The organism is Burkholderia sp. BCC1644 (assembly GCF_902833225.1).
In the GTDB taxonomy this organism is placed as follows: domain Bacteria; phylum Pseudomonadota; class Gammaproteobacteria; order Burkholderiales; family Burkholderiaceae; genus Burkholderia.
The window spans coordinates 85232-111769 of the sequence record NZ_CADFEI010000007.1 but is presented as its reverse complement, the minus strand read 5'-3'; the positions used below and the strand labels follow the sequence as shown (position 1 = coordinate 111769).

The 26538-nt window shown below is 66.0% G+C and carries 18 protein-coding genes; 4 read left to right on the top strand and 14 right to left on the bottom strand.

Features of this window, described 5'->3' with window-relative positions; translation table 11 throughout:
* The first annotated feature begins 34 nt into the window (after window positions 1-34).
* From HWX87_RS15635 to HWX87_RS15625, 3 genes are read left to right on the top strand one after another with little or no spacing between them, the layout of a single operon-like run.
* A complete protein-coding gene (locus HWX87_RS15635; RefSeq protein ID WP_176047955.1) occupies window positions 35-1297 on the top strand; it encodes an efflux RND transporter periplasmic adaptor subunit in 1263 nt (420 codons plus the stop codon).
* Between the two features lie 9 nt (window positions 1298-1306).
* Complete coding sequence (locus HWX87_RS15630) at window positions 1307-4471, top strand: efflux RND transporter permease subunit (RefSeq protein ID WP_176047954.1); 3165 nt, start codon at window positions 1307-1309, stop codon at window positions 4469-4471.
* Window positions 4468-5952: an efflux transporter outer membrane subunit gene (locus HWX87_RS15625; RefSeq protein ID WP_176047953.1), complete on the top strand. Its 1485-nt coding sequence runs from the start codon at window positions 4468-4470 to the stop codon at window positions 5950-5952. The genes HWX87_RS15630 and HWX87_RS15625 overlap by 4 nt, the downstream gene beginning before the upstream one ends.
* A gap of 214 nt (window positions 5953-6166) precedes the next feature.
* Here HWX87_RS15625 and HWX87_RS15620 read toward each other — a convergent pair whose 3' ends face one another.
* The 13 genes from HWX87_RS15620 to HWX87_RS15560 form a co-directional block, all read right to left on the bottom strand.
* Window positions 6167-7657: an ISNCY family transposase gene (locus HWX87_RS15620; protein WP_176047952.1), complete on the bottom strand. Its 1491-nt coding sequence runs from the start codon at window positions 7655-7657 to the stop codon at window positions 6167-6169.
* A gap of 204 nt (window positions 7658-7861) precedes the next feature.
* Window positions 7862-11035, bottom strand: coding sequence for a multidrug efflux RND transporter permease subunit (locus HWX87_RS15615; RefSeq protein WP_176048228.1), 3174 nt, complete (start codon window positions 11033-11035; stop codon window positions 7862-7864).
* Between the two features lie 76 nt (window positions 11036-11111).
* Window positions 11112-12746 carry a dipeptide ABC transporter ATP-binding protein gene (locus HWX87_RS15610; protein ID WP_176048227.1) on the bottom strand — a complete coding sequence of 545 codons (1635 nt, stop codon included), beginning with the start codon at window positions 12744-12746 and terminating at the stop codon, window positions 11112-11114.
* A complete protein-coding gene (locus HWX87_RS15605; RefSeq protein WP_176047951.1) occupies window positions 12746-13849 on the bottom strand; it encodes an ABC transporter permease in 1104 nt (367 codons plus the stop codon). The genes HWX87_RS15610 and HWX87_RS15605 overlap by 1 nt, the downstream gene beginning before the upstream one ends.
* Entirely contained in the window at window positions 13803-14855 is a 1053-nt protein-coding gene (locus HWX87_RS15600; protein ID WP_176047950.1) for an ABC transporter permease subunit, read from the bottom strand. Before HWX87_RS15600 ends, HWX87_RS15605 begins: the two co-directional genes overlap by 47 nt.
* A gap of 12 nt (window positions 14856-14867) precedes the next feature.
* Entirely contained in the window at window positions 14868-16790 is a 1923-nt protein-coding gene (locus HWX87_RS15595) for an extracellular solute-binding protein (RefSeq protein WP_176047949.1), read from the bottom strand.
* 241 nt (window positions 16791-17031) lie between these two features.
* Window positions 17032-19830, bottom strand: a complete 2799-nt coding sequence (locus HWX87_RS15590; protein ID WP_176047948.1) for a TonB-dependent receptor — start codon at window positions 19828-19830, stop codon at window positions 17032-17034.
* Between the two features lie 318 nt (window positions 19831-20148).
* Window positions 20149-20724 carry an XRE family transcriptional regulator gene (locus tag HWX87_RS15585; RefSeq protein ID WP_176047947.1) on the bottom strand — a complete coding sequence of 192 codons (576 nt, stop codon included), beginning with the start codon at window positions 20722-20724 and terminating at the stop codon, window positions 20149-20151.
* Between the two features lie 299 nt (window positions 20725-21023).
* Window positions 21024-22214: a tetratricopeptide repeat protein gene (locus HWX87_RS15580; protein WP_176047946.1), complete on the bottom strand. Its 1191-nt coding sequence runs from the start codon at window positions 22212-22214 to the stop codon at window positions 21024-21026.
* 16 nt (window positions 22215-22230) lie between these two features.
* The gene (locus HWX87_RS15575; RefSeq protein ID WP_176047945.1) at window positions 22231-22662 is read right to left on the bottom strand and encodes a biopolymer transporter ExbD; all 432 of its coding nucleotides are present in this window, start codon (window positions 22660-22662) and stop codon (window positions 22231-22233) included.
* Window positions 22663-22887: 225 nt separating this feature from the next.
* The gene (locus tag HWX87_RS15570) at window positions 22888-23310 is read right to left on the bottom strand and encodes a biopolymer transporter ExbD (RefSeq protein WP_047900735.1); all 423 of its coding nucleotides are present in this window, start codon (window positions 23308-23310) and stop codon (window positions 22888-22890) included.
* 20 nt (window positions 23311-23330) lie between these two features.
* Window positions 23331-24239: a MotA/TolQ/ExbB proton channel family protein gene (locus HWX87_RS15565; RefSeq protein ID WP_176047944.1), complete on the bottom strand. Its 909-nt coding sequence runs from the start codon at window positions 24237-24239 to the stop codon at window positions 23331-23333.
* Between the two features lie 86 nt (window positions 24240-24325).
* Complete coding sequence (locus HWX87_RS15560) at window positions 24326-25024, bottom strand: energy transducer TonB (RefSeq protein ID WP_124451891.1); 699 nt, start codon at window positions 25022-25024, stop codon at window positions 24326-24328.
* On the opposite strand from HWX87_RS15560, the gene HWX87_RS15555 reads away from it, so the two are divergent.
* The gene (locus tag HWX87_RS15555; RefSeq protein ID WP_176047943.1) at window positions 25023-25265 is read left to right on the top strand and encodes a hypothetical protein; all 243 of its coding nucleotides are present in this window, start codon (window positions 25023-25025) and stop codon (window positions 25263-25265) included. The two genes, HWX87_RS15560 and HWX87_RS15555, sit on opposite strands and share 2 nt — an antisense overlap.
* Before the next feature lie 604 nt (window positions 25266-25869).
* Here the strand turns inward: HWX87_RS15555 and HWX87_RS15550 are convergent.
* Window positions 25870-26358: a YbaK/EbsC family protein gene (locus HWX87_RS15550; protein ID WP_059234117.1), complete on the bottom strand. Its 489-nt coding sequence runs from the start codon at window positions 26356-26358 to the stop codon at window positions 25870-25872.
* Window positions 26359-26538 lie beyond the last annotated feature (180 nt).

The window sequence follows — 26538 nt, the reverse complement described above, 5'->3', positions numbered from 1 at the left end:
GCACGACATTCGAACGAATGGTTTGGTCGTACACATGAACAAGCAGTCAGCGTCTTGCAGTGCGCGGTCGTCTTCACCGGCTCCGCTGCGCGAGCCGGGATGGCACCGGCGGATCGCGGGTTGGTCCACCGCACTGGTCGTATGCGCATCGCTCGGCATCGCCGGTTGCGGCAAGCGCGACGGCGCGGCCGCGCCGGACGGCATGGGTGCCGCCGCTCTCGAAGTCGCCGTCTTGACGGTCGCACCGCAGCGGATCGTCGAGCAGACCGAACTGTCGGGGCGGCTGTCGGCCCTGCTGGTATCCGACGTGCGTCCGCAGATCGGCGGGATCGTCCGCAAGCGGCTGTTCACCGAAGGGGCGGACGTGAAGGCCGGCCAGGTGCTGTACCAGATCGATCCGGCCAGCTACCAGGCGGCCTACGACCAGGCACGCGGCACGCTCGCCAAGGCGGAAGCGACGCTCGCGTCGGCGCGGACGAAGGCCGCACGGTATGCGCAACTCGTCAGGATCAATGCGATCAGCGCGCAGGACAACGACGACGCCATCGCCGCCGTGCGCGAGGACGAGGCCGACGTGCTCGCCGATCGCGCATCGCTGGAATCGGCGCGCGTCAATCTCGGCTACACGCGGATCACCGCGCCGATTTCAGGGCGAATCGGCGCATCGTCGGTGACCGAGGGCGCGCTGGTGACGGCCGACCAGACCACCGCGCTCGCGACCATTCACGGGTACGACCGGATGTATCTCGACGTGACGCGCTCGAGTGCCGAATGGCTGCGGCTGCGCAAGGCCTACGCATCGGGCCGGCTGCAGCATGCCGGCGACGGCGCGCTCGTCCGGCTCACGATGGAAGACGGCACGCCGTATCCGCACGACGGCGTACTGCAATTCTCCGGCATCACCGTCGATCAGACGACCGGCTCCGTCACGCTGCGGATCATTTTCCCGAACCCCGACGGCGAGTTGCTGCCGGGGATGTTCGTGCGCGCGCAACTCGACGAGGGCGTCGACGCGAATGCGCTGCTGGTGCCGCAGCTTGCCGTCACGCGCACGGCGGACGGCAGCGCGAGCGTCTGGATCGTCGACGCGACCGGCCACGCCAGGCAGGCGGCCGTTCGTGCCGACAACGCGTACCGCGACCGATGGATCGTTTCGAGCGGACTGAAGGCCGGCGATCGCGTGATCGTCGACGGACTGCAGAAGGTGCAGGCCGGCACGGCGGTGCGCGTGGTAGCCGATGCGTCCGGCGCGACGAGCGCCGCACCGGCGTCCGGCACGCCGGCAGCGAAGTCGTAAGGAGGGCGCATGGCAGGTTTTTTCATTCAGCGCCCGATCCTCGCATGGGTGATCGCGATCGTGATCATGCTGATCGGCGGTGCGGCGACGACGAAGCTGCCGGTCGAACAGTATCCGACGATCGCCCCGCCTTCGGTGATGGTGACCGCGACCTATCCCGGCGCGTCGGCGGACACGGTCGCGAAGACCGTCACGCAGGTGATCGAGCAGAAGCTGTCCGGCATCGACAACCTGCTGTACATGTCGTCGACCAGCAGCAGCGCCGGGCAGGCATCGATCACGCTGACGTTCGCGCCCGGCACCGATGCCGACATCGCGCAGGTGCAGGTGCAGAACAAGGTGACGCAGGCTACTGCATCGCTGCCGCAGACGGTGCAGGAGCAGGGCGTGCAGGTCGCGAAGGCATCCAGCAACTTCCTGATGATCGTCGCGCTGTCGTCGCCGGGCGGCTCGCTGAACTCGATCGATCTCGGCAACGTGATTGCGGCGCAGATCGAGGATTCATTGACGCAGGTGAGTGGCGTCGGCGACGTCACGTTGTTCGGTGCTCAACATGCGATGCGCATCTGGCTCAACCCGGTCAAGCTGAAAAGCGTCGGGCTGACCGCGTCCGACGTGACGACAGCCGTCACGAACCAGAACGTGCAACTGTCGGTCGGCGAGCTCGGCGGCGCCCCGGCGACCGACTCGCAGGCGATCAACGCAACCATCTCGTCGTCGAGCCTGCTGACGACGCCTGAACAGTTCGGCGACATCCTGCTGCGCGTGAACACCGACGGATCGAAGGTGCTGCTGAAGGACGTCGCGCGCATCGAGGTGGGCGGCGATTCGTACGACACGTCGTCGCGGCTCGACGGCAAGCCGGCCGCAGCGCTTGCGGTCAAGCTGTCGACCGGCGCGAACGCGATGTCGACGGCGAACAAGGTGCGCGCGAAGCTCGCCGAGTTGCAGCCGCAGCTGCCGAAGGACATCGCGATCAGTTATCCGTACGACTCGACGCCGTTCGTGAAGATCTCGATCGAGGAAGTCGTGAAGACGCTGATCGAGGCCGTCGTGCTGGTGTTTCTCGTGATGTACCTGTTCCTGCAGAACCTGCGCGCGACGCTGATTCCGACGATCGTCGTGCCGGTCGCGCTGCTGGGGACGCTCGGCGTGATGGCGGCGATCGGCTTCTCGATCAACGTGCTGTCGATGTTCGCGATGGTGCTGGCGATCGGGCTGCTGGTCGACGACGCGATCGTCGTCGTCGAGAACGTCGAGCGGATCATGGCCGATGAAGGGCTCGGGCCGAAGGAAGCGACGCGCAAGGCGATGGGGCAGATCACCGGCGCGCTCGTCGGCGTGACGACGGTGCTGACGGCCGTCTTCATTCCGATGGCGTTCTTCTCGGGCTCGACGGGCGCGATCTACCGGCAGTTCTCGGTGACGATCGTGTCGGCGATGGTGCTGTCGGTGCTGCTGGCGCTGACGCTCACGCCCGCGCTGTGCGCGACGCTGCTGACGCCTTCGTCGATTCCGCATCACGAGCGGCGCGGGGTGGTCGGCGCCTTCAACCGCCTGTTCGACAAAGGCAACGCCGGATACAGCGCGTCGCTCGCGCGCGTCGTCGCGAAGCCGGTGCGCTGGATGATCGCGTACGCGCTGATCTCGGGCGTCGTCGGCCTGCTGTTCATGACGCTGCCGTCGTCGTACCTGCCGGAAGAAGACCAGGGCTCGATCATGGTGTCGGTGTCGGCGCCGGTGGGCACGCCCGCGTCGAGCACGCTGAAAACCGTCGAGGCCGTCGAGCAGTATTTCCTGAAGCAGCCGGCCGTCGCGCACGTGATGGCCGTCAACGGCTTCAGCTTCAACGGGCAAGGGCAGAACAACGCGTTCGCGTTCGTCCAGTTGAAGGACTGGGGCCAGCGCGGATCGCAAGACAGCGCGCAAGCGGTGATCGGCCGCGCGAATGCCGCGTTCGCGAAGCGCCGCGATGCGCAGGTCTTCGTGATGAACCAGCCGGCGATCCAGGGGCTCGGCACGCAGAGCGGTCTCGATTTCGAGATCGAGGATCGCTCGGGGCAGGGGCACGACAAGCTGCTGGCCGCGCGCAACCGGTTCGTCGCGCTCGCCGCGAAGGATGCGTCGCTCGCGATGACGCGGCCGTCCGGCCTGGAGGACTCGCCGCAGCTGTACGTCGACATCGATCGCGAGAAGGCCGGCGCGCTCGGGCTGTCGATTGCCGACATCGACTCGACGCTGTCGACCGCGTTCGGCTCGTCGTACGTGAACAACTACATCGATACCGGACGGATCCAGAAGGTGTACGTCCAGGCCGACGCACCGTTCCGGATGATGCCGGCCGACGTCGGGCAATGGTATGTGCGCGCCGATTCCTCGTCGAATGCGTCGTCGACCTCGACGACGAGCTACGACGGCGAGATGGTGCCGTTCTCCGCTTTCTCGACCACGCGCTGGACCTTCGGCCCGCCGCAGATCGAACGCTACAACCGCACGCTCGCGATGGAGATGAGCGCGCAGACGCCGTCCGGCGTCAGTACCGGTCAGGCGATGCAAGCGGTCGAGAAAATCGCGAAGCAGCTGCCGTCCGGCTTCGGCATCGAGTGGACCGGCCAGTCGTATCAGGAAGTGCTGGCCGGCTCGCAGGCGACCTATCTCTACGCGATTTCGCTGATCGTCGTGTTCCTGTGTCTCGCCGGGCTGTATGAAAGCTGGTCGGTACCGCTGGCGGTGATCCTCGTCGTGCCGATCGGTGTGCTCGGCGCGCTCGCGGCCGCTCACCTGCGCGGCCTGTCGAACGACGTGTACTTCAAGGTCGGCCTGCTGACGACGATCGGCCTGTCGACGAAAAACGCGATCCTGATCGTGGAATTCGCGAAAGACCTGCAGGCACAGGGGAGGGGATTGATCGAGGCGACGCTCGAAGCCGCGCATCTGCGGCTGCGGCCGATCCTGATGACGTCGCTCGCATTCGTGTTCGGCGTGCTGCCGCTCGTGATCAGCACCGGCGCCGGTTCGGCCGCCCGGCACGCGATCGGCACGGGCGTCGCCGGCGGGATGATCGCCGCGACGGTGCTGGCGATCTTCTTCGTACCGGTGTTCTTCATCGTCGTGCGCAAGCTGTTCAACGAGCATGGCCGCGACGACGCGCGGCGGGCAGGGGAAGAGGCATGAAACTGAAATTGCTGGCACTGGTGTGCGTCACCGCGCTTGGCGCGTGTTCGCTCGATCCGGTTTATCAGCGTCCGGCCGCGCCGGTCGACAACGCATGGCCCACCGGTTCCGCTTATGGCGCGGGCGCGGGCGCGGGCGCGGGCGCGGGCGCGGCGGCGCCGTCGGCGGCATCCGCGGCGAACGACAGCGCGGCGCCGCTGGCGGCCGACACCGGCTGGCGCGACTACTACAGGGACGCGCGTCTGCAGAGGCTGATCGCGCTCGCGCTCGACAACAATCGCGATCTTCGCGTCGCGGCGCTCCAGGTTGCCGAGTACGAGGCGCAATACCGGATAACACGGGCGGCGCTCGCGCCGTCGATCGACGCGACCGGTTCGCTGTCGAATGCCCGTAGCGACGGCACGATCAGCCGGTCGAGCAGCGTGTCGGTCGGCACGACGTCGTGGGAAGTCGATTTCTTCGGGCGCCTGCGCAGCCTGAAGCGGCAGGCGCTCGAAAACTACCTGTCCACGGATGCGTCGCGCGTCAGTACGCAACTCTCGCTCGTCGCAACGGTCGCGACAGATTATCTGCAATGGCAGTCCGACCAGGCGATGCTGAAGATCGCGACGGATACCGTGACGGCCGATCAGCGCACCTACGACCTCACGGTCACGATGCAGAAGATCGGCAGCGCGTCGCTGCAGGACGTGCGCGAAGCGCAGACGTCGCTCGCAACGGCGAAAGCGAGCGTCGCGTCATACACGCGGGCCGTTGCGCAGGATCGCAACGATCTGGCCGCGGCGATCGGTTGTGCGTTGCCGGCCGATCTCGGCGACGGCCCGACGCTGCTCGACAACGATGCGATGTTCGCCGACATCGGCGTCGGCCTGCCGTCGGACCTGCTGACGCGCCGGCCCGACATCGTGGCGGCCGAACATACGCTGAAGGCGGCGAACGCGAACATCGGCGCCGCACGCGCCGCATTTTTCCCGAAGATCGAACTGACCGCCACGGCCGGCACGGCAAGCACGAGCCTGTCGCAGCTCTTCAAGGCCGGGACGGGCGCGTGGGCGTTCGCGCCGTCGATTTCGCTGCCGATCTTCGACTACGGCAGCAACAAGGCATCGCTCGATGTCGCGAAGATCGAGAAGGACATCGACGTGGCGGATTACGAAAAGGCGATTCAGACCGCGTTCAAGGAAGTGGCGAATGCGCTGGCCGGCCGTGAAACTTACGTGATGCAGGTCGATGCGGATCGCGAGTACGTCACGGCGGCGCAGGACTATTACGATCTCGCGCAGGCGCGCTACCGGAGCGGCACGGACAGCTTCCTGACGCTGCTTACCGCGCAGCGTACGCTTTACACCGCGCAGCAGCAGCTCGTGACCGACCGGTTCGCGAAGCTGTCGAATCTCGTCACGTTGTACAAGGTGCTCGGCGGTGGCGGGCCGGCGACGGGTGAAGGCGGCGCGATCGTCGCGGCGAGCGAGCCGCGATAGACGGCGGGTGCGCGTTGAGCGGCGGCACGCTCTGTGGGGTGTCGGCGATCAACCTGCAGGCCAAAACACGACATTTCAACTTTGCCTAGATGCGACATTACAACTTTGCTCTTACATCCATGTCATATCCGGATTCAGATGTCCACCTTCCAGCCATTTAGAGATGTCCGGTTTTAAGGTCGGTTTTGCTGCGTCTCTTTCCTCGCTTTAACCGTTACGCAGTGTCGAAGGTCGGCGCCTGAACGGGCAGGGCGCTTGCGTTCGTTTCCTCCGTTTTTGCAGACCGACGGCCAGGTTTGTTTGGCAGCTTTGCGGCTTGCTTCCGTCGAGCCAGGTCCACGATCACATGTTCGACGTCGGCCTGCGTGATCTCCCGTTGCTTCTTCCTGCCCGGTTCGGCCTCGTTTCGATTGGTCCGGGTCGAGTCGCCGCGATGTGTGCGTGACGGCGCTTTACCGATTCGGCTGTTATCGCGTTGCGCCTGAAGCGCTTGCGCGACCTGCAGCACATGGCTCAAACGCTTGTGCTCGACGATGGCGCCCTGATCGATTTCAGCCAGGCGGTCGTATTCCTTGTAGGGCAACGCTCGACCATCAGCACGAATCTCGATCCGCCCATCCGGGTACTCCCACACCTCAATCTGCCGGTCGATCAGCTTCCGGTTCTCCGGCGTGTCCTCCAACAAGTACATCACTCGGTCGTACTGCACCGTCAGCGACTTCGTCACTTGCCGCGGTTCACGCCACGTCAGCGCCAGGTCCAGACTCTCATCGGCCCGCAGCGACCGGTGCGCATTGAAGTCGCTCTTCGGTGGCTTCGCGAAGCGGGCGTTGTAAGCGGCCATGAAGGAGGGCGCGTAAACATTGGCGTCGGCCACCGTGTTGATCCCGCGCAATCTCAACTCCTTGACCAGTCGATCCTGCAACGTCAGGTGCGCTCGCTCGACGCGCCCCTTGGCCGAGCTGCTGTTCGCGCAGAACGTGTCGATGTTCAGCTCGTACATCGCGCGGCCGAACGGTGTCACACGGTTACCGGTCTTGCCTGGCTTCACGTTGCGGAACACGCTGGCCTTGTCGCTGTAGAACGCCCCAGGTTTGCCGTGCCGTTCGATGTACGCGCGCGTCGCTTCGAAGTAGCTGAAGGTCGATTCGGTCTGCGTGAAGTGCAGCATCATCAACCGGCTCGTCGCGTCGTCGACGTACACCAGCAGCGTGCAGGCCGGCGCCCGTTCCTCGAACCATCGATGGTCGCTGCCATCGATCTGGATCAGTTCGCCCAGGCACGCCCGGCGCGCGCGCGGCTGATAAACCTTCGGCGGCCGCTGCCGGCGCGGCACCCATAAACCAGCCTCCGTCATCAGCTTCCTGACCGTTTCCTTGGCCAGCCGGATGCCGTGACATTCCCAGAGCTTCTCGCAGGCCAGTGTCGGTCCGAAATCGGCGTAGCGATCGCGAATGATCGATAGTGCCCGGTCGGCGGCTCCTGGGTCCAGACGGCGGTTGCCGGGCGTCGCTCGGTGTCCCGACATCAATCCAGCCGGGCCATGCTCACGCAGCCGGGCGACCAGCCGGCGAATCTGCCGGGTCGTCAACTCCAGCCGTTCCGCCGCACGCCACGGCTTCAGCTTGCCGTCCGCCACGTCCTGAATGACCTTGAATCGGTCCAGCTCGCGCATCGTCATCGTGATCCGCTCCGTTGCAGCCATCGCAGCCTCCGGCGCCGGACACCCGGCGGCCGGACAGCTTACGCGGCGCGAAAGCGGACATTTCTATGTAGCCAAAAGCGGACATTTCTATCTAGCCTCTACAATCCAATCTGGTGATAATTATGATTATGTCAAATACGATATTTCAGTGGAGATTGGCATCCACCAACCCCTGATCCAACCGAAAAACAACCCGCTCCCACCTCAATCCACCTCCAGATCCCCGACCGTTTCCGCTCGCCGCGCGTCCCGCCGCATCCCCGCAGCCTGCCGGCCACGCCGGCCGGCGGACACCACCAAACGAAACGCCACCGGCGCAAAAACCAGCCCGAACATCGTCGCCGCCAACACGCCTCCAAACGCACCCGTTCCGATCGACCGCCGGCTTTCCGCGCCCGCGCCCGTCGCCAGCACGAGCGGCACGACGCCGAGCAGAAACGCCATCGACGTCATCACGATCGGCCTGAATCGCGCGGCGGCCGCGTCGATCACCGCCTGCCGCAGCGGCACGCCGCGCGCGGCCAGGTCGCGTGCGTACTGCACGATCAGGATCGCGTTCTTCGCCGCCAGCCCGACCACGGTGATCATCCCGACCTTGAAGTACACGTCGTTCGGCATCCCGCGCGCGAGCGCTGCCGCAATCGCGCCGATCATGCCGAGCGGCACGATCGTCAGCACGGACAGCGGAATCGTCCAGCTTTCGTACAGCGCGGCGAGCGCCATGAAGACCGCGAGCACCGACAGCCCGACGAGCAGCGGCGTCTGCCGCGCGGCGACCTGCTCCTCGCGCGCCGCATCGACCCAGTCGAAGCCGATTCCGGCCGGCAGCCCGCCGGCGAGCCGCTCCATCTCCGCCATCGCCGCGCCCGAACTCGTGCCGGTCGCCGCCCGGCCGCTGATGTCGAGCGACGGATAGCCGTTGTAACGGTTCAGCATCACCGGGCCGATCGTCCAGTGCGGCGCGGCGATCGCCGAAAGCGGCACCATGTCGCCGGTGCGGTTCGGCACGGTCAGCGCCATCAGTTGCGTGTCGGTCGTGCGGGCGCCCGGCTCGGCCTCGATGATCACGCGCCGCATGCGGCCCGACGCCGGAAAATCGTTGATGTAGTTCGAACCGAACGTGCCGCCCAGGAGCCCCGCGATCCGCTCGAACGGTACGCCGAGCGCATACGCCTTCGCGCGATCGACGTCGAGCTCGATACGCGGCGCGTCCGGCAGGTCTTCGAAATGCACGGCGGCCAGCAGCGGATCCGCCTTCGCGCGTTCGGACAACTGCTCGCGAGCCGTCTTCAATGCATCGAGCCCGACCCCGCCGCGATCCTCGAGCCGGAACGTGAAACCGTCGGAATGCCCGATGCCGCGCACCGAAGGCGGCAGCGACGCCTCGACGTCGCCGTCGAGAATCTCGCCGAAACGGCGGTTGAGCCGGTCGCGCAGCGTCATCGCGTCGACGTCGCGCTGCGTCCAGTCCTTCAGCTCCACGAACGCCATCCCGACGTTCTGCCCGCTGCCCGCGAAACTCCAGCCGATCACGCTCGTCACGTTCGCGATCGCCGGCTCCGCGCGCAGGATCGCCTCGACACGCTCGACGGCCACGAGCGTGCGTGCCTGCGTCGCGCCGGCCGGCAACTGGATCATCACCTGCAGCTGCCCCTGGTCCTCGGTCGGCAGGAAGCCGCCCGGCATCATCCAGTACAGCAACCCACAGCCGATCAGGAGCGCCGCGTAGACCGCGACGACGATGCCGGTGCGCCGCACCGCGAACACGGCGACGCGGCGATAACCGGCCTCGACGCGCGTAAAGCCCGCGCCGAACCGGTCGGCCAGCCGCGCGCCGATGCCGCGGCGCCGCGCATGGGCGGCCCTGCCGTCGTGCCGCGCGACCGGCTTCAGCAGGTTCGCGCACAGCGCGGGCGTGAGCGACAGCGCCATGAACGACGACACCAGCATCGACGCGATCATCGCCACCGCGAACTGCCGGTAAATGCCGCCGACGGTACCGGGAAAAAAAGCCATCGGCACGAATACGGCGGTCAGCACCGCGGTCACGCCGACGATCGCCCCGCCGATCCGCTTCATGGCCCGGCGCGTGGCGTCGCGCGGCGACACGCCCTCCTCCATCACGCGGTGCACGCTCTCGACGACGACGATCGCGTCGTCGACGAGGATGCCGATCGCCAGCACGAGACCGAACATCGTGAACACGTTGATCGACAGCCCGAACGCCCACATCGCCACGAACGCGCCCATCAGCGTGACCGGAATCACGACCGTCGGCACCAGCGTGTAGCGCAGGTCGCGCAGGAACAGCCACATCACGCCGAACACCAGCACGACCGCCTCGATCAGCGTCAGCACGACCTCGCGGATCGCGATCGTCACGAAATGCGCGCCGTCGAACGGAATCTCGATCGCCACGCCCGGCGGCAACGTCCTCGACAGCTCGGCGAGCCGCGCACGGATCGCGTTCGACGTTTCGAGCGCGTTGCCGCGCGGGCCGAGCTGGATGCCGACCGTCGCGGCCGGGCGGCCGTTCAGCCGCGAATAGAACGAGTAGTCGTCGCGACCGATCTCGACGCGCGCGACGTCGGCGACGCGCACCGCCGAGCCGTCCGTCTTCGACTTCAGCACGATCCGGCCGAACTCGTCCGGCGATGCGAGCTGCCCCTTGACGACGATCTGCGCGGTAAGCTGCTGGCCGCCCGGAAACGGCGCGTCGCCGATCGCGCCGGCCGTCACCGTCGCGTTCTGCGTGCCGATCGCCGCGATCACGTCGTCGGCGCCGAGACCGTATTCGCGCAGCTTGTGCGGATCGAGCCAGACCCGCAGCGCCTCGTCGGCGTCCCATAGTTCGGCCGCGCCGACGCCCGGCGCGCGCTTCAGCTCGCGCAGCACGTAGCGGTTCAGGTAATCGCCGAGCTGCGCGGAATCGCGCAGGCCGTCGGTCGACGTCAGCGTGACGAGCATCAGGAACGTGTTTGCCGCCTTGAACACGCCGATCCCCTGCTGGACGACCTGCTGCGGCAACCGAGACTCGACCTGCTTCAGCCGGTTGTTCACGTCGACGAGCGCGATGTCGGGATCGGTGCCCGGCGAAAACGTCACGTCGATCTCGAGGTTGCCGTGACCGTCGCTGCTCGTCTCGTAGTACAGCAGCCCGTCGGCGCCATCCAGGCTTTCCTCGATGATGCTGCCGACGTCGCCGTCGACCGTCTCGGTCGACGCGCCCGGGTACGCGGCGGTGATCACGACGCGCGGCGGCGCCAGGCGCGGATATTGGGCGATCGGAAGCTGCGGAATCGCGAGTACGCCCGCGACGACGATCGCAAGCGCGACGATCCACGCAAAGACGGGACGATCGATGAAGAACGACGGCATCGGCATGCGTCAGCGCACCGCCGGCGTTTCGCCGCACGGCACGCGCGCGGCGTGGGCGCGCTGCGCCCGGTACACGTCAATCATCGGTGCTCTCTCGGGAACCGCGCACCGGCGCCAGCATCGACGACGCAAGCAGTGCACGCGTATACGGATGGGACGGCGCATGCAGCACGTCGAGCGTATCGCCCTCCTCGACCACGCGCCCCGCCTTCATCACGACGACCCGGTGAGCCATCGCACGCATGACCGCGAGATCGTGGGTAATGAACAGGTAGCTCAGTTTGTACTTCTTTTGCAGATTCGTCAGCAGATTCAGCACCTGTTTCTGGATCGACACGTCGAGCGCGCTCGTCGGCTCGTCCAGCACCAGCAGCTCCGGCTCGACCGCCAGTGCGCGCGCGATCGCGATCCGCTGCCGCTGGCCGCCGGAGAATTCGTGCGGATAACGCAGCATCGACTCGGCCGGCAGGCCGACCTCCTGCAGCAGCGCGGCGATCCGCGCACGCCGCGCGTCGCCGGCCACCTGCGGCCGGTGCACGGCGAGCCCTTCGCCGACGATCTGCTCGACCGTCATCCGCGGCGACAGCGAGCCGAACGGGTCCTGGAACACGACCTGCATCCTGCCGTACAGCGTGCGCCTGCCGCCCGTCGTCCGAAGCGTGTCGAGCGGCATGCCATCGATCTCGATCGCGCCGGCCGCCGGCCGCTGCAGGCCGAGCACCGTGGCCGCCAGCGTCGATTTCCCCGAGCCCGACTCGCCGACGATCCCGAGCGTTTCGCCGCGCTTCAGCGACAGCTGCACGTCGTGCACGGCGCGGAACGTCGTCTTGCCGAGCACCGCGCGCCAGCCTTTCGCCGCGATGCGGTAATCGACCGCGAGATCGCGCACGTCGAGGATCGTCTGCGCCCCGGCCGCGACGGGCTCGACGGCCCGCTGCGGCGCGCTGTCGAGCAGCCGGCGCGTGTACGCATGCTGCGGCGCGGCGAACAGCGCATCGGTCGTGTTCGTCTCCACCAGCACACCCTGCTCCATCACGGCCACGCGCTGCGCGAAGCGCCGCACCAGGTTCAGGTCGTGCGTGATCAGCAGCACGGCCATGCCGCGCGCGGCCGCTTCCTGCTCCTGCAGTTCGATCAGCAGATCGACGATCTGCTGGCGCACCGTCACGTCGAGCGCCGTCGTCGGTTCGTCCGCCAGCAACAGCCGCGGCCGGCACGCGAGCGCCATCGCGATCATCGCGCGCTGGCGCTGCCCGCCCGACAGCTGATGCGGAAAACTGTCGATCCGCCGCTCCGGCTCCGGAATCCCGGTGCGCCGCAGCAGCGCGATCCCGCGTTCGCGCGCGTCGCCCGGCCGCAGCCCCTCGTGCAACCGCAGGCTCTCCGCGATCTGCTTGCCGATCGAATACAGCGGATTCAGCGCGGTCATCGGCTCCTGGAACACCATCGCGATGTCGGCGCCGCGAATCCCGCGCATCTGCTGTTCGGTCTTCGCGAGCAGGTCCTCGCCGTCGAACAGCATCCGCCCCGACAGCGTCGCCTGCTGCGCGAGCCGCAGGATCGACAGCGCCGTCACGCTCTTGCCCGAGCCCGATTCGCCGACGAGCGCGACCCGCTCGCCGCGGCCAATCGACAGGCTCAGATCCTGCACGGCGGGCTTCGCGCCGAAGCGCGCCGAAAACCCGTCGATCTGCAGCAACGCGTTCGCCATCATCGCCCCCCGCCGAACGCCGAGCCGCGCGAACGCGTGTCGAGCGCGTTGCGCAACGCGTCGCCCATGAACGTGAGCAGCAGCAGCGTCACCACCAGCGCCGCGAATGCGGAGATCGAGATCCACCATGCATCGAGGTTGTTCTTGCCCTCCTGGAGCAGCTCGCCGAGGCTCGGCGTCGGCGGCTGCACGCCGAGACCGAGGAAATCGAGGCTCGTCAGCGACAGGATCGCGGCGCTCATCCGGAACGGCAAGAACGTGATCACCGGCGTGAGGCTGTTCGGCAGCACATGGCGCCACATGATCTGCGCATTCGTCAGCCCCATCGTGCGCGCGGCTTTCACGTAATCGAGCGTGCGGTTGCGCAGGAATTCGGCGCGCACGTAATCGGACAGCACGAGCCAGCCGAACATCGACAGCAGGATGAACAGCAGCCACAGCGACGGCGTGAAGATCGACGCGAAGATGATCAGCAGGTACAGGTCCGGCAGCGCGCTCCAGATCTCGATCAGGCGTTGGCCGATCAGGTCGGTGCGCCCGCCGTAGAAGCCCTGCAGCGCGCCCGTCAGTACGCCGACCAGCACGCCCGACACGGTCAGCGCGAACGCCATCAGCACCGACAGCCGGAACCCGTACAGCAGCCGCGCGAGCACGTCGCGGCCGAACTGGTCGGTGCCGAGCCAGTTGCTCGACGACGGCGGCGCCGGATACGGCCGCGACGCAAAGTAGTCGATCGTGTCGTAGCGGTACCGGTTCGGCGGATAAACCGCGAAATTGCCGTGCGATTCGAGCTTCGCGCGAATGTACGGGTCGAGGTAGTTCGTCTTCGCGGGAAAATCGCCGCCGAACTCGGTCTCCGGATAGTCCTTCACGATCGGAAAGTAATAGTGCCCGTCGTAGCGCACGAGCAGCGGCCGGTCGTTCGACAGGCCATCGGCGCACAGACTGAGCGCGAACAGCACGACGAAGATCACGAGGCTCGCATAGCCGAGCGGCTGCGCGCGAAAGCGCTGCCACGTGCGCCGCCATGGCGAAGGCGACGGCGCGCACGCGCGCTCAGTGGTCCAGGCGGCTGAACTGGATACGGGGGTCGACGAGGACATAGCAGATATCCGCGATGAGCTTGGTCAGCAGACCGATCAGGGTGAACAGGAACAGCGAGCCGAGCACGACCGGATAGTCGCGACGGATCACCGCGTCGTACGACAGCTGCCCCATTCCGTCGAGCGAGAACAGCGTCTCGATCAGCAGGTTGCCGTTCAGGAACGCGCCGACGAATGCCGCCGGCAGCCCGGTGAGCAGCGGGATCGCCGCATTGCGCAGTACGTGCTTCCACAGCACGTCGCGCTCCGGCGCCCCCTTCGCCCGCGCGGTCAGCACGTACTGCCGGCCGATTTCCTCGAGGAACGTGTTCTTCGTCAGGATCGTGACGATCGCGAAGTTGCCGATCACCGCCGCCGTGACGGGCATCACGACGTGCCACAGATAGTCGAGCGTCTTGCCGACCATCGTCAGGTCGTCGAAGTTGTCCGACGTGAGCCCGCGCATCGGGAACACCTGCCAGAACGTGCCGCCGCCGAACAGCATCAGCAGCAGCACGCCGAGCACGAAGCCCGGTACCGCGTAGCCGGTCAGTACCAGCACGCTCGTCACGGTGTCGAACCGCGAGCCGTTGCGCACCGCCTTCGCGATGCCGAGCGGCACCGACACGAGATACGTGAGGATCACCGTCCATAACCCGAGCGTGATCGAGACCGGCAGCTTCGAGCGGATCACCGCCCACACGCTGCGATGCGCGAAGTAGGACTGGCCGAGGTCGAACGTCGCATAGCTTTTCAGCATCAGCAGGTAGCGCTCGAGCGGCGGCTTGTCGAAGCCGAACTGCTTGCGGATCTGCGCGATCTGCTGCGGATCGACGCCCTGGCTGCCGTGATAGCCGCCCCCGCCTCCGCCCGCCTCGCCCCCGCGTGCGCTGCCGTGCCGCAACTGCGCGAGGACCTGCTCGACCGGGCCACCCGGCACGAACTGCGTGACCGCGAACGTGATCGTCACGACCCCGACCAGCGTCGGGATCATCAGCAGCAGCCGCCTGAATATGTATGCCAGCATCGTTGCTCCCCGTCAGGCCGCCGGTGCAGGCTGTGCGGCCGGCTTCTTCACGTACCAGTAGTCGATGATCCAGTCCTCGTACTGATAGGAGTCCGGCACGATCGCCGGATGATCGAGCGTCGCCTTGTACCCGATCCGTGCGTTCGGCAGGTAGTACTGCGGAATCAGCACGTACAGGTTGATCAGCACGCGGTCGAGCGCGTGCGTGGCCGTCTCGAGATCGTCGAGCGTGTCCGCCGCGAGCGCCGCACGGATCAGTGCATCGACGGCCTTCGATTTCACGCCCGGATAGTTCTCGGAGCCCGGCTGCGACGCGGCCGCGCTGCCGAACCGGCGCGTCAGCTCCGCGCCGGGGATCGTCACGGGCAGGTAGATGTACGTCGTCATGTCGTACTCGAAATTGTCGAGCCGCTTCAGGTAGACGGCGCTGTCGATCTCGTGCAGGTACGCGTGGATGCCGAGGGTCGCGAGCGCCTGCGTGTACGGCAGGATCAGGCGGTCCATGCCGGGCTGGTCGTCGATGATCTCGATCGTCATCGGCGTGCCGTTCGCATCGCGCAGCGCGCCGTCCCGGTAGTGCCAGCCGGCCTGCTCGAGCAGGTCGCGCGCTTCCTTCAGGTTCGCGCGCAGCGAGCCGGGCGGCAGCGTCGACGGCTGGCCGATCATCGGGCCGAACACGGTCGGCGGCAAGATCGACCGGTACGGTTCGAGCAGCGCAAGTTCCTTCGCGCTCGGCACGCCGGACGCCGCGAACGGGCTCGCCTCCCAGAAGCTGCTGGTGCGGCGGTACTGCCCGTAGAACATCATCCGGCTCATCCAGTCGAAGTCGAACGCCAGCGCGAGCGCATGCCGCACGCGCACGTCCTGGAACATCGGCTTGCGCAGGTTCATCAGGAAGCCCTGCATCTGCGCCGGTCCGTCCGGGAATTCGCCCTTCTTCAGCATGCCGTTGCGGAAATTCTTGCCGACGTACTTGCGCGCCCACTGCGTCGAGCTGTATTCCATCCGCGCGTCGACGTCGCCGGCCTTGAACGCTTCGAGCGACGTGTACTGGTCCAGGTACAGCTTGAACGACACGTGGGCGAAGCGGAACATGCCGCGCCGCGACGGCAGGTTCGCGGCCCAGTAGTGCGGGTTGCGCACGTAACGGATCTGCTTGTCGTTCCTGCGCTGCTCGATCAGGTACGCACCGCTCGCGATCGGCGGCACGGTTGCGATCTGGTCGAACGGCGGCCGCGTACCGTCCGCGCGTTGCCCCCATTTCGGCGAGAACACCGGCAGGTCGCCCGCGATCAGCGCCGCGTCGCGCTCCGCGTGCTTGAACTCGAAGCGGATCGTGCGGCCGTCGACCACCACCGCGCGCTTGATGATCGAGAACTGCGCGTTGTAGAGCGGCGACGCCTGCGGGCTCGTCAGCGTGTCGAACGAATACTTGACGTCTGCCGCGGTGATCGCGTCGCCGTTCGAGAAGCGCGCGGCCGGGTTGAGGTGGAACGTCGCGGACAGCCGGTCCGGCGCGACCTCGACGTCGTCGGCGATCAGCGCGTATTCGGACGCGAGTTCGTCCCAGCTGCGCTGCATCAGCGTGTCGAACATCAGGTTCTTGATGTCGGGCGCGGGCGAGCCGCGCACGAGGAACGGGTTCAGCGAATCGTAGCTTTGCGCTTCGTCGTAGTTTTCGAAATCGAGCGTGCCGTTGTCGGGCGCATTCACGTCCGCATAGTCGAAATGCGTGAAGTCCGGCGGATATTTCGGCTGGTCGTATTGCGAGATCGCCGGCACCGCGAGCGCGGCCCGCGGCATCGCACCGCCCGACGCGAGCAGCACCACGCAGGCGAACAGCGCGGCCCGTACGCCGTCGCGCCTTCGCGCGTGCGCGCGCATCGGGCGCGCGTGGTGCGACACGCGTGCCCATCGCCATTTCAACAATGTCATGGTCTGTCTGTCCGGAAGCGTGCGGGCGCGAAGCCTGCGCGCGGTCGATGCCTGTGCCGGACGCCACGTGCTGGCCGCGTCCTGCCGGTAGTTCATGGTGCAAACGATCGAAACACGGCGCCGTCGCGCGCCCCGGTTGCGGGCTCGCGTGGCGCCAGGCGAAAAAGGGCCGCTCCTGATAAAGGGGGGGTTGTGGACGTGGAGCGGCCCGTCCAAGCCTGTCAATCCATCGCGGCCTCCGTCAGAACTTGTACGTCGCGCCGACCTGCGCGAACCGGCCGATGTACGAATACACCGACGTGTCGTACCCGCTCTGGTCCAGCGTGCCGTTCGCGAAGATCGGATCGTACGGCGGCGTGCGGTTGAAGATGTTGTTGATGCCGCCGTAGATCGTCCAGTTCTTGAAGCCCGTGTACGTCATCATCAGGTTGAACTGGCTGTACGAACCGACCTTCGACGGCGCGGGCGCCGGCAGCAGGTTCTGCGCATACGGGCCCGTGAATTCCCACGTCAGCGCCGCATCGAACTTCCGGTAGTTCCAGTCCAGCGTCGTGTTGCCGCGCCAGCGCGGGAAGCTGCCGCCGAACGGCTGCGTGATCGTGAAGTTGTTGCCCGCGCCGTTGACCGGCGTACCGCCCGGGAAGCCGATCTTGTAGCTGTTGATGTACGCCCAGTCGCCCGACAGCGTGACCGTGCCCCAGCCCTTGAGCGGCAGGCCCTGGCGGAACGTGCCCTCGAAGCCGTTCGTGTCGAGGTAGCCGAGGTTCTGGTACGGGATCACCTTGTACAGCAGCTGGCCCGTCGTCGGATCGGTCACGACCTGCGACGGCGTGCCCTGGCCGATCACGTTGTCGATGCGGATCTTGTACCAGTCGAAGCCGAGATCCGTGTAGCGGCTCGGCGACACCTGGAAGCCGATGTTGAAGTTGCGCGTGCGTTCCGGCGCGAGGTTCGGGTTGCCGACGGTGATCGACGTGTAGTTCTGGCCCGTGGCCGGATCGACCTGGATGCCGAGCGTCTGCGACTTGCTGTCCTCGACGAAGGTCGGCGCGCGGAAGCCGCGGTTGTACGACGTATACAGCGTGAGCGCCTTGATCGGCTGGTAGCGCAACGCGAAACGCGGCGAGAAGGCGCCGCCCACGTCCGTGTAGTGGTCGTAGCGGCCGGCCTGGCTGAACGTCAGGTTCTCGAGGATCGGCACGTTGATCTGGTAATAGACGGCCGCGACGTTGCGCTGGCCGTTCACCGTCTCGAGGTCCGGCGTGATGACCGCCCCGCTCAGGTATTCGGAGCCCGGCGTCAGCACTTCGCTCTGGTGCGTGAACTGCGCGCCGAAGCCGATACCGACGTCGCCGGCCGGCAGATGGAACAGGTTCGGCGTCGACAGCGTCGCGTCGATCGTGTCGAGCTTCGAGATGCCGAGGTTGTTCGCTTCCTGGAACAGCCCGTTGAACGCGTTCGGCGTGGCCGCCGGGTTCGCGAAATTCAGCGTGCCGTTCTGGTAGATGTTGTTCAGCGCATTGACGTTCAGCTGGTTCGTGAACACGTTCGACACCGTGCTCTGCGAATGACTGACCGACGTTGCCCAGTCCCAGTCGCCGTACGGCAGCGTGAACGACCCCTTGATGCCGGCGGCCGCGCGCCAGTAGTTCGCCCAGGTCTTCTGCGCAACCGTGTTCGGAAACGCGTAGGTGAGCGGCGTGGCCGCGCCCGTCGTGTTGTACGGGTTGCTGACCGGCACCGTGTAGTTGAACGGCGACAGCAGCTTCGTCTGCGGATTCCAGACGAGCGCGGGGTTCTGCGAGTTGCCGATCACGTTGTTCCACAGGCCGTCGTTGGTCGTGGTCGTGTTGTAGCTCTCGAGGAAATCCGCGAACGCGGTCGTCTTGTCGTCGATCTTGAAGTCCGCATGGAGCTTCGCGTTCAGGCGCTCGGTCATCGGCAGGATCGACGTGCTTTCAGCGGTGTTGTACCCGCAGACCGTGCCCGGCGAGCCGGCCGACAGCGAATTCGACGCGGCCGGATGGACCGAGCCGCCGAACGGGCACCCCCCGCTCAGCGCCTGTGCAACGCCGCCGGGCATGTTCCAGTACGACGGCGCGAGCAGCGAGAAGCCGCCCGGCTTGCCGGTGAAGTCCTGGTTGCGCGTCGAATCGCGGTCGGCCAGCGTGAAGCCGTTCGACTTGTAGTAGCTGAGCGCGGCCGTCACGTTGAAGCGGTCGGCGTTCAGGTCGCCGAAGCCGCCGAGCACGCCGAACTTCATCGTGCCGTCGCCGTTACCGGCGTTGATCGCGCTGCCGAGGCTGCCGTCGAGCTGCAGGCCGCGGAAATTGTGTTTCGTGATGATGTTGACCACACCGCCGATCGCGTCCGAACCGTACTGCGACACGGCGCCCGTCTTCACGATTTCGATCCGCTCGATATCGTTGAGCGGGATCGTGTTGAGGTCGAAGAACGAATCGACGCTATTCGAAAAGAACGCGTACGGCGCGACGCGCTGGCCGTCGACCATCACGAGCGTGTACTTCTCGGACAGGCCGCGCAGCGCGATGCCGGCTGCGCCGGCCGCAAAGTTGCCCGATTGCCCTTCACCCCAGCTGTTCGCCGAGTTGGCCGCCGCGTCGCGCAGGAAGTCGGTGACGGTCACCGCGCCGCTGGCCTGGATTTCCTTCGGCGTGATCGTCTGCACCTGCTGGAAGCCCGTCTTGTCGGCCTGCCGGATCAGCGAGCCCGTCACTTCGAAGCGCTTGATCTGCGCGACCTTGCCCTGCCCGTTCGCACCGGGTGCGGCGGGCGTTGCTTCGGCCGCTGCACCGGATGCCGCATCGGGCACCGCAGCCCCCGTTGCAGCGGCAGTGCCCGCCGTCCCGCCCGCCTGTGCGACGACCACGGGCGCGCCGTTCGCGACCGCATCCGCGACCGCGACCGCGCCCGGCGCCGGCTGGCTCTGGGCGAACGCCGACGGCGCCAGTGCGGCCGTCAACGCGAGTTCCGCCCAGACTATCCTCTTGATGGCCAACGCCAACACTCTCTGCTTCATCTTGTTCCCTCTCGCTCGTAGTAAGACCCCACCTGCTGTGCGCCGGAACCTTGTGAATTCCTTGCGCGTCCTGGGTGCCCGTGTACCGGAACCCTCGATTGCCACTCTTTCGACCGCCATGAAGCGAACGGATCGGCCTCGGGGCACCAGTGCCATTCAGCACGACCGATTTTTCTGATTTTGATTCGTCATACTAATTACCTACATTGAGCGCACTGCCTGCTTCCTCCCGATTCGATGGATGGCGCGTCGTGGTGCCTGGCCCTCCCTCGATCGGATACTTCTCCTTCGTCGCGGCCCGACGTGCCGCCGCCGCCGCTAGAACAGCCTCGGCGTGCCGACCCAGACGATCACCGCCTCTTCGTCGGCCGTGTTGTGCCACGCATGCGGCATCGTCGACTCGTAATGCGCGGTGTCGCCCTCGTTCAGCGTGAACGTGCAGTCCTCGAGCGTCAGCGCAACCTGCCCGCGCATCACGTAGACGAACTCCTCGCCCGCATGCGTGGTCATTTCGGACGGCAACTGCCCCGCCGGCATCCTGACGAGGATCGCGTCGAGCTTGCGGCCATCGACCAGGTTCGTCAGCCGGGCGAACAGGCTCGTCGAGTTCGCGAACTGGAAATACTGCAGCGCGTTGCCGCGACATACCGAACGCGCTTCCGTCGGCGTGTCGATGAAGTACTGCATCGTCACGCCCAGTGCCTTCGCGATCCGGACCAGCGACGTGATCGACGGCGTGGCCCGCCCGCGTTCGACCTGCGACAGGAACGGCTTCGAAATGCCGGCAATGCCGGCGGTTTCGTCGAGCGTAAGTTTCAGGCGCTGGCGCAGCGCCCGGATCTTGTTGCCGAGCGACACGGCGACGAGCACCGACTCATCAGGGGGCACAACCATGGATGAACTGAGCCTCGCAGTCGAAATCGGTTTGATGTCGGCGATCCTTGACCGATGCGACGATGCGCACGGCCCGGCGCGATACGCGCCCGCGCACGGCAGCCGAGTGCGGACGGCGCGCGGCGCAGCACGGCACCGTCGCGGCCGGTCCGCACTCGTCTCGCATATTTCATTCGGTTTACTAACTAACAAGGTTGCCCCTTTTCCACGTCGGACTTGACCGTCATGCACCGAAACGCTCACGGCAGCACACCGCTTGCCGACCGCGCCGCGGCGTGCGCCGGCGCCCTGTCGCTGCGTTACCGGGATGCCACCGCCGTCCACAGCCTGGCCAGGTCACCGGAACCGTCGGTCCCCTTGACCGTGCGCAGCACCTGGACCGCGTGCGCCTTCTGGCCGGCCACGTAGTACGCCTCGCCGAGCCGCAGTCGCGCCGCGTCGGAATGTTCGAGGCCGCCCTTCGCGATTGCCTGCTCCATCATCGGCAGCCCCTGCTGCGCCTGGCCCGCAAAGACGAGGTTCATGCCCGTGTCGAGCGGCGTCGCCGGCGTCGCGGCGTCTCCGCCCGGTTGCGCGCGCTTCGCGGCAAGCGCCTGCAGCCGTTTCTCGCGGTCCGCCTGTGCGTCCTTGCCGAGTACGCCCGACGCGAACCCCTGGTCGATCACCTGCTTGCCTTCCGCGGGCGAACCCGCAACCAGCGCGAGCTGCGTCATCTCCATGTACGCGTCGGCCGTCGCGAGCGATCCCGTTGCGCGGCGCAACCGGTAGATATCGAGGTCGAGCGACGACAGATACCCGGGCGTGCCGCGAATGGCCGTGACCATTTCGTTCCAGTACGCGGGGCTCGGATGGTAGGCCACCAACAGCCCGAGCGCACCGCGATACGCATTGCCGTCCTTCACTTTCTGCGCGCACGTCGCGAGCATCTGCAACTGCCCCTCGTCCGGTGCGTGCCCGCCGTTCGCCTGCGCATCGGTGCTCGCCTTCAACTGGCTCACGACCGGTGCGCAGTCGTTCGACAGGTAATACGACTGCGTGAGCAGCGTGCGCATTTCGGGATCCGTGCCTCCTGCCTTCAGGTAGCGCTGGGCGATCCGGATCGCCAGCGGGTAATTCTTCTGCTGGAAATAGATGCCGGCCAGTGCGGCCGTCGTCCGCTGCTCGTCCTCGCCCGACAGCCGCCCCGAGTTCAGTACCGTCTCGTACGCCTGCGCGGCCGTGCCCGTCTCGCCGGCCGCCATGGCCGCCGCGCCGCGCATCTCCTCCACCATGTACGTTTCGTACGGCGTCCGGTTGGGCACGGCAGCCGCCTGCGCGATCTTGCCGAGCGCGTCGCGATACTTGTGCGCGCGGTACAGTTCCTGCGCCGCCGCGAGCGGTTTCGCCACGTCCGGCCGCAGCGCGTCCGCCGGCAATGCCGGCCGGCCGAGCGTGCAGGCCGCACCGAGCGCCGTCACCGCCATGATCCGTTTCCATCGTCGCTGGTTCATCGGCTCGTCCGTTTCGTCATTGCATGAACCGTTCGTTACCGATCAGGCCGATCTTGGTCGCGCCCACGCGTTGCGCCGACGCCAGCACGGCCGCCACGTCCTTGTACGGCACCAGCTTGTTCGGTCGCAGGTGGATCTCCGCCTGCACGGGTTCCGCCGCGACCTGGGTCAGTTTCGCCTCGAGCGCCGAACGGTCCGGCACCGGTGCGCCGTTCCAAGTCGTCGTGCCGTCGAAGTCGATGTCGATCTGCACGACTTCCGGCGGCGTGGCCGGCGGCGGCGGGTTGCCGACCGGCAGGTCCATCTTCACCGAATGCATCTGGATCGGAATCGTGATGATCAGCATGATCAGCAGCACCAGCATCACGTCGATCAGCGGCGTGGTGTTGATGTCGACCATCACTTCCGGTTCCGCATTGCTCCCGCCCGAAGGCACGTTCATCCCCATCGTCGACTCCTGTCGACCCACGTTAGCGCTTTAGCGCTTACGTGGGTCCCATGCTTTGCGGTCGACCCACGTTAGCGCTTTAGCGCTTACGTGGGTCCCATGCTTTGCGGTCGACCCACGCTGGCGCTTTAGCGCTTACGTGGGTCCCATGCTTTGCGGTCGACCCACGCTGGCGCTTCAGCGCTTACGCGGGCCCCATGCCTTGCAGCCGATCCGCGTTGTCACCTAACCGCCGCGTGCCGGCGGCTCCGTAATGAACGACAGCTTCGCGATTCCCGCGCGCTCGCACATCGTGACCACCCTGCCGATGAACTCGTAGCGCGTGTCCTGGTCGCCCCGCACGTGCACGCTCGGCTGAGGCTGCTGCTGCGACACACCCTTCAGCTTCGCGAGCAGCGTCGGCGCGTCCACCAGCTGCTCGCCCCAGAAGAAATCGCCGTCGCGATTCACCGCGATCTCGATGCTTTTCGGCGTCGTCTGCAGCGGCTGCACCGTCTCCTTCGGCAGCTGAAGCTGGATCGTGTGCGTCACGACCGGAATCGTGATCAGGAAGATGATCAGCAACACCAGCATCACGTCGACGAGCGGCGTCGTGTTGATGTTGGCGATCACCTCGTCGCTATCGTCCTGCCCGACGTTCATGGCCATCGCGCGTCTCCGTCAGCCGGTCAGTTCGCGAGCGAAGCCGCCGGCGACGCCGCGCGCACCGGGCGCCGGTTGCCGGCCAGCAGCACCGTGTGCAGCTGTGCGCCGAAGTTGCGAACCCGTTCCATCACCGACTTGTTGCGCCGGACCAGGAAGTTGTAGCCGAGCACCGCCGGCACCGCGACGGCAAGCCCGATCGCGGTCATGATGAGCGCCTCGCCCACCGGGCCCGCGACCTTGTCGATCGACGCCTGGCCCGCGATGCCGATCGCGGTCAGCGCGTGATAGATCCCCCAGACCGTGCCGAACAGCCCGACGAACGGGGCGGTCGACCCCACCGTGGCCAGAAACGCGAGCCCGTCCTGCATCCGGTTCGACACGTTCGTGATCGAGCGCTCGACCGACACGTCGATCCACGTGTTGCGGTCCACCGCTTCGAGCAGTGCGTCTTCGTGATGCTCGCCGGCTTCGATCGCGGTTTCGGCGATAAAGCGGAACGGCGAAGCCTCGTCGAGCAGCCTGGCACCCTCGGCGAGAGACGGCGCGGTCCAGAGCTGCGCATCGGCCAGTTTCGCGCGACGATTCGCACGCAACTGCTCCAGGAACTTCGTGATCATGATGTACCAGCTCCCCATCGACATGATCACCAGCAGGATCAGCACGAAACGTGCGACGAAGTCGCCGTTCTTCCATAGCGCGCCGAGCCCGTACGGATTCTCGACCGCTTCCGTCGTGGCCGGCGCGGGCGGCGGCGCCGGCTCGGCGGCGGCCGGTACCGGAGCCGGCGCGGCCGACGGCGCCGCGGCCTGCGCCGACGTATCGGCCGCCCCGCTGGCCTGCGCATGGGCGAGCTGCGGCGCAACGAACCCGTCGACCACGGCGACGGACATCAACATGCTTGCCGCCAGCGCGGCCAGTGAACGCTTCGTCATACCCCACTCCAGTTCATTCGTTGAACTTAATACCTAAGTTCGAGACGGTTTTCCCCGACCCGGCTCGCGCCGGGTCGCCCACTGCATCAATTCAGATTGAACGAGAACGGCACCTGGACCCGCACCGACTGGCCCTGTGCGACGCATTTGAACCGTTTCACGGTGTTGAACGCGGCGCGATCGAGGATCGGATCCGCGGACTGCGCGACGCGCTCGTTCGTGATGTTCCCTTCCGCATCCACGACGAACTCGATCGTCACGTCACCCGTGATGTTGTTTTCCTGTGCTTCCTTCGGATACTGGATCGACGCGCGCAGCGTGTCCGAATTCGGGCAGACGACCCCGACGTCATGGCTCACCGGCTTGGCCGGTGCCGGAGGCGCCACCACCGGCGCCTGCACGGCCGGGGCGGACGGCACCGGAGCCGACTGGTGCGTGATCGTTGCCTGCGGCGGCGCCTGCACCTGCACTTCCGGCGGCGGCACGAACGGCGGCGGCGGCGGCGCGAATTTCGGCGGCGGGAGTTTGACCACGGGCATCGGCGGTGGCGGCGGCGGCTTGACCGGCTCGATGATGCGGGTTTCGATCGGATGCTGGATCACCTGCACGACTTTCGTCGCGAGGCCGTTGAGCAGCGCGTAGATCAGCACTGCATGCAGCACCAGGACGATCCCGATGCCGCCGAACCGGCGCACCGGGTTCTGCTGCTTCTTGCCGAACTCCCTCGGACGCCCCAGCGTGGCCAGTCCGCTGTTCGAAGTAGCCAGATGTTCTTCGACTTTCATGCCCACCATCCATCCCCCAAGCGATTCGCCCAGTTTCGAGTTGCGGCCGGCGGCGCAGCCAGGTCGGCATCGCCACCGCATCACCCCGAAAATTTCATTTCAAATTCAATTAGCAATCCGAATTGAAAGAATTACATTCGAATTCCAATTCATTCTTTTTCAAGGAATCGTTCCGGCCGGCGCGGCCCGGGCTTTACACCGGATAACCACGCGCCTGCACGGTCAGGCAATTGTCAGCTGAGCTGGCGCCACCTCGTATTTCGTATGACGATTCGCCGTTCGTTACGCGGTGATGTCAATGACGCCGTTCACTTGGGTGCAGAAGATAGCAAGGAAAAAATTTTGTCGTCAAACTTTATTTGATGCCCAAATACAAAGTTTGGAGGGTTTATTCAAATAATATTCCGGTAAGCACAAATCAAGTTTTTATTATTGAAACGGTAATTGAATTGTATGGATATATTCAAATCCGGATATTAAGTCCGTCCGACATAAATATCCGCATATTTCCCGCGCTGCACCAAAATGATCGGTGCTGGAAGCAATGGGCCGAACGTATTCCGTCGCCTCGCCAATGCCGGCAGCGGTCGTTCGGCGCCCTCGTCGCCTGTTTGGAATCGCGCCAACTTCGCATGCAGCGACACGTCGATGGCATGACCCATCTTCGGAAAGATAAATAGGAATCCGATACAACGAAGATGAAATGAAGATCGGTCAAGTCATCACAAGACCGCTTCGCATGTCAAATTAACTGGTTTGAACAACACCCTTCGAGCGGGCACACGCCCCTTCATCGGCGCGCACGCATGCGCGCCGCCCTCGCACGTCACCGCATTCGCCGCCCCTCAGGACAGCATCATCCCCTGCATCTTGTGCGAAAAATGCGCGCGCTCGGCCGTCTCCATCAGCATCAGGAATTCGTCCTGCATCATGTGGATCAGGGCTTCGTGGTCGCCGGCCTCGAAATAGACTTCCGGCTGCTGCGCGAGACGTTCCTCGAGGAACGTCTTCATCCCGTACGCCATGCAGACCGGCGGCAACGCGCCCATGTCGCAATCCTTGAACAGCTCGCGCAATTCGACCTCCCGGGCGAGCACGAGATGGCGTCCCGTCTTCACCCAGAGATCCGACAGGCGCACCGCGTGCGTCGTCGGCAACACGGCGGCGACGTAGCCTTCGTCGTCCTCGAGGAGCACGGTTTTCGCGAGGCGATCGCCGGGGATATGCGCGGCGGCGGCCGTCTCCATGCTCGTATGGCTATAGGGGTGGTACACGACTTCGTACCGAGATGACTTCTGGCGCAGGCAATCCTGCAGGGTGGCTGATACAGGCATGGCACACCTCGTCTGGGCGAATCGGGCGAACGGAGTTCGCTCCGGATTTGTTCAGCATAGGTCGCATTCCGGCCAATGGAAACGCCGTCGCTCAGCACCCGCCCGGATGGCCCGGCACGCGGTTCCGATCCCTTTTCGCGCGGGCCGCGCGCCACCGCCGGCATGTGAAATCCGCGCCCG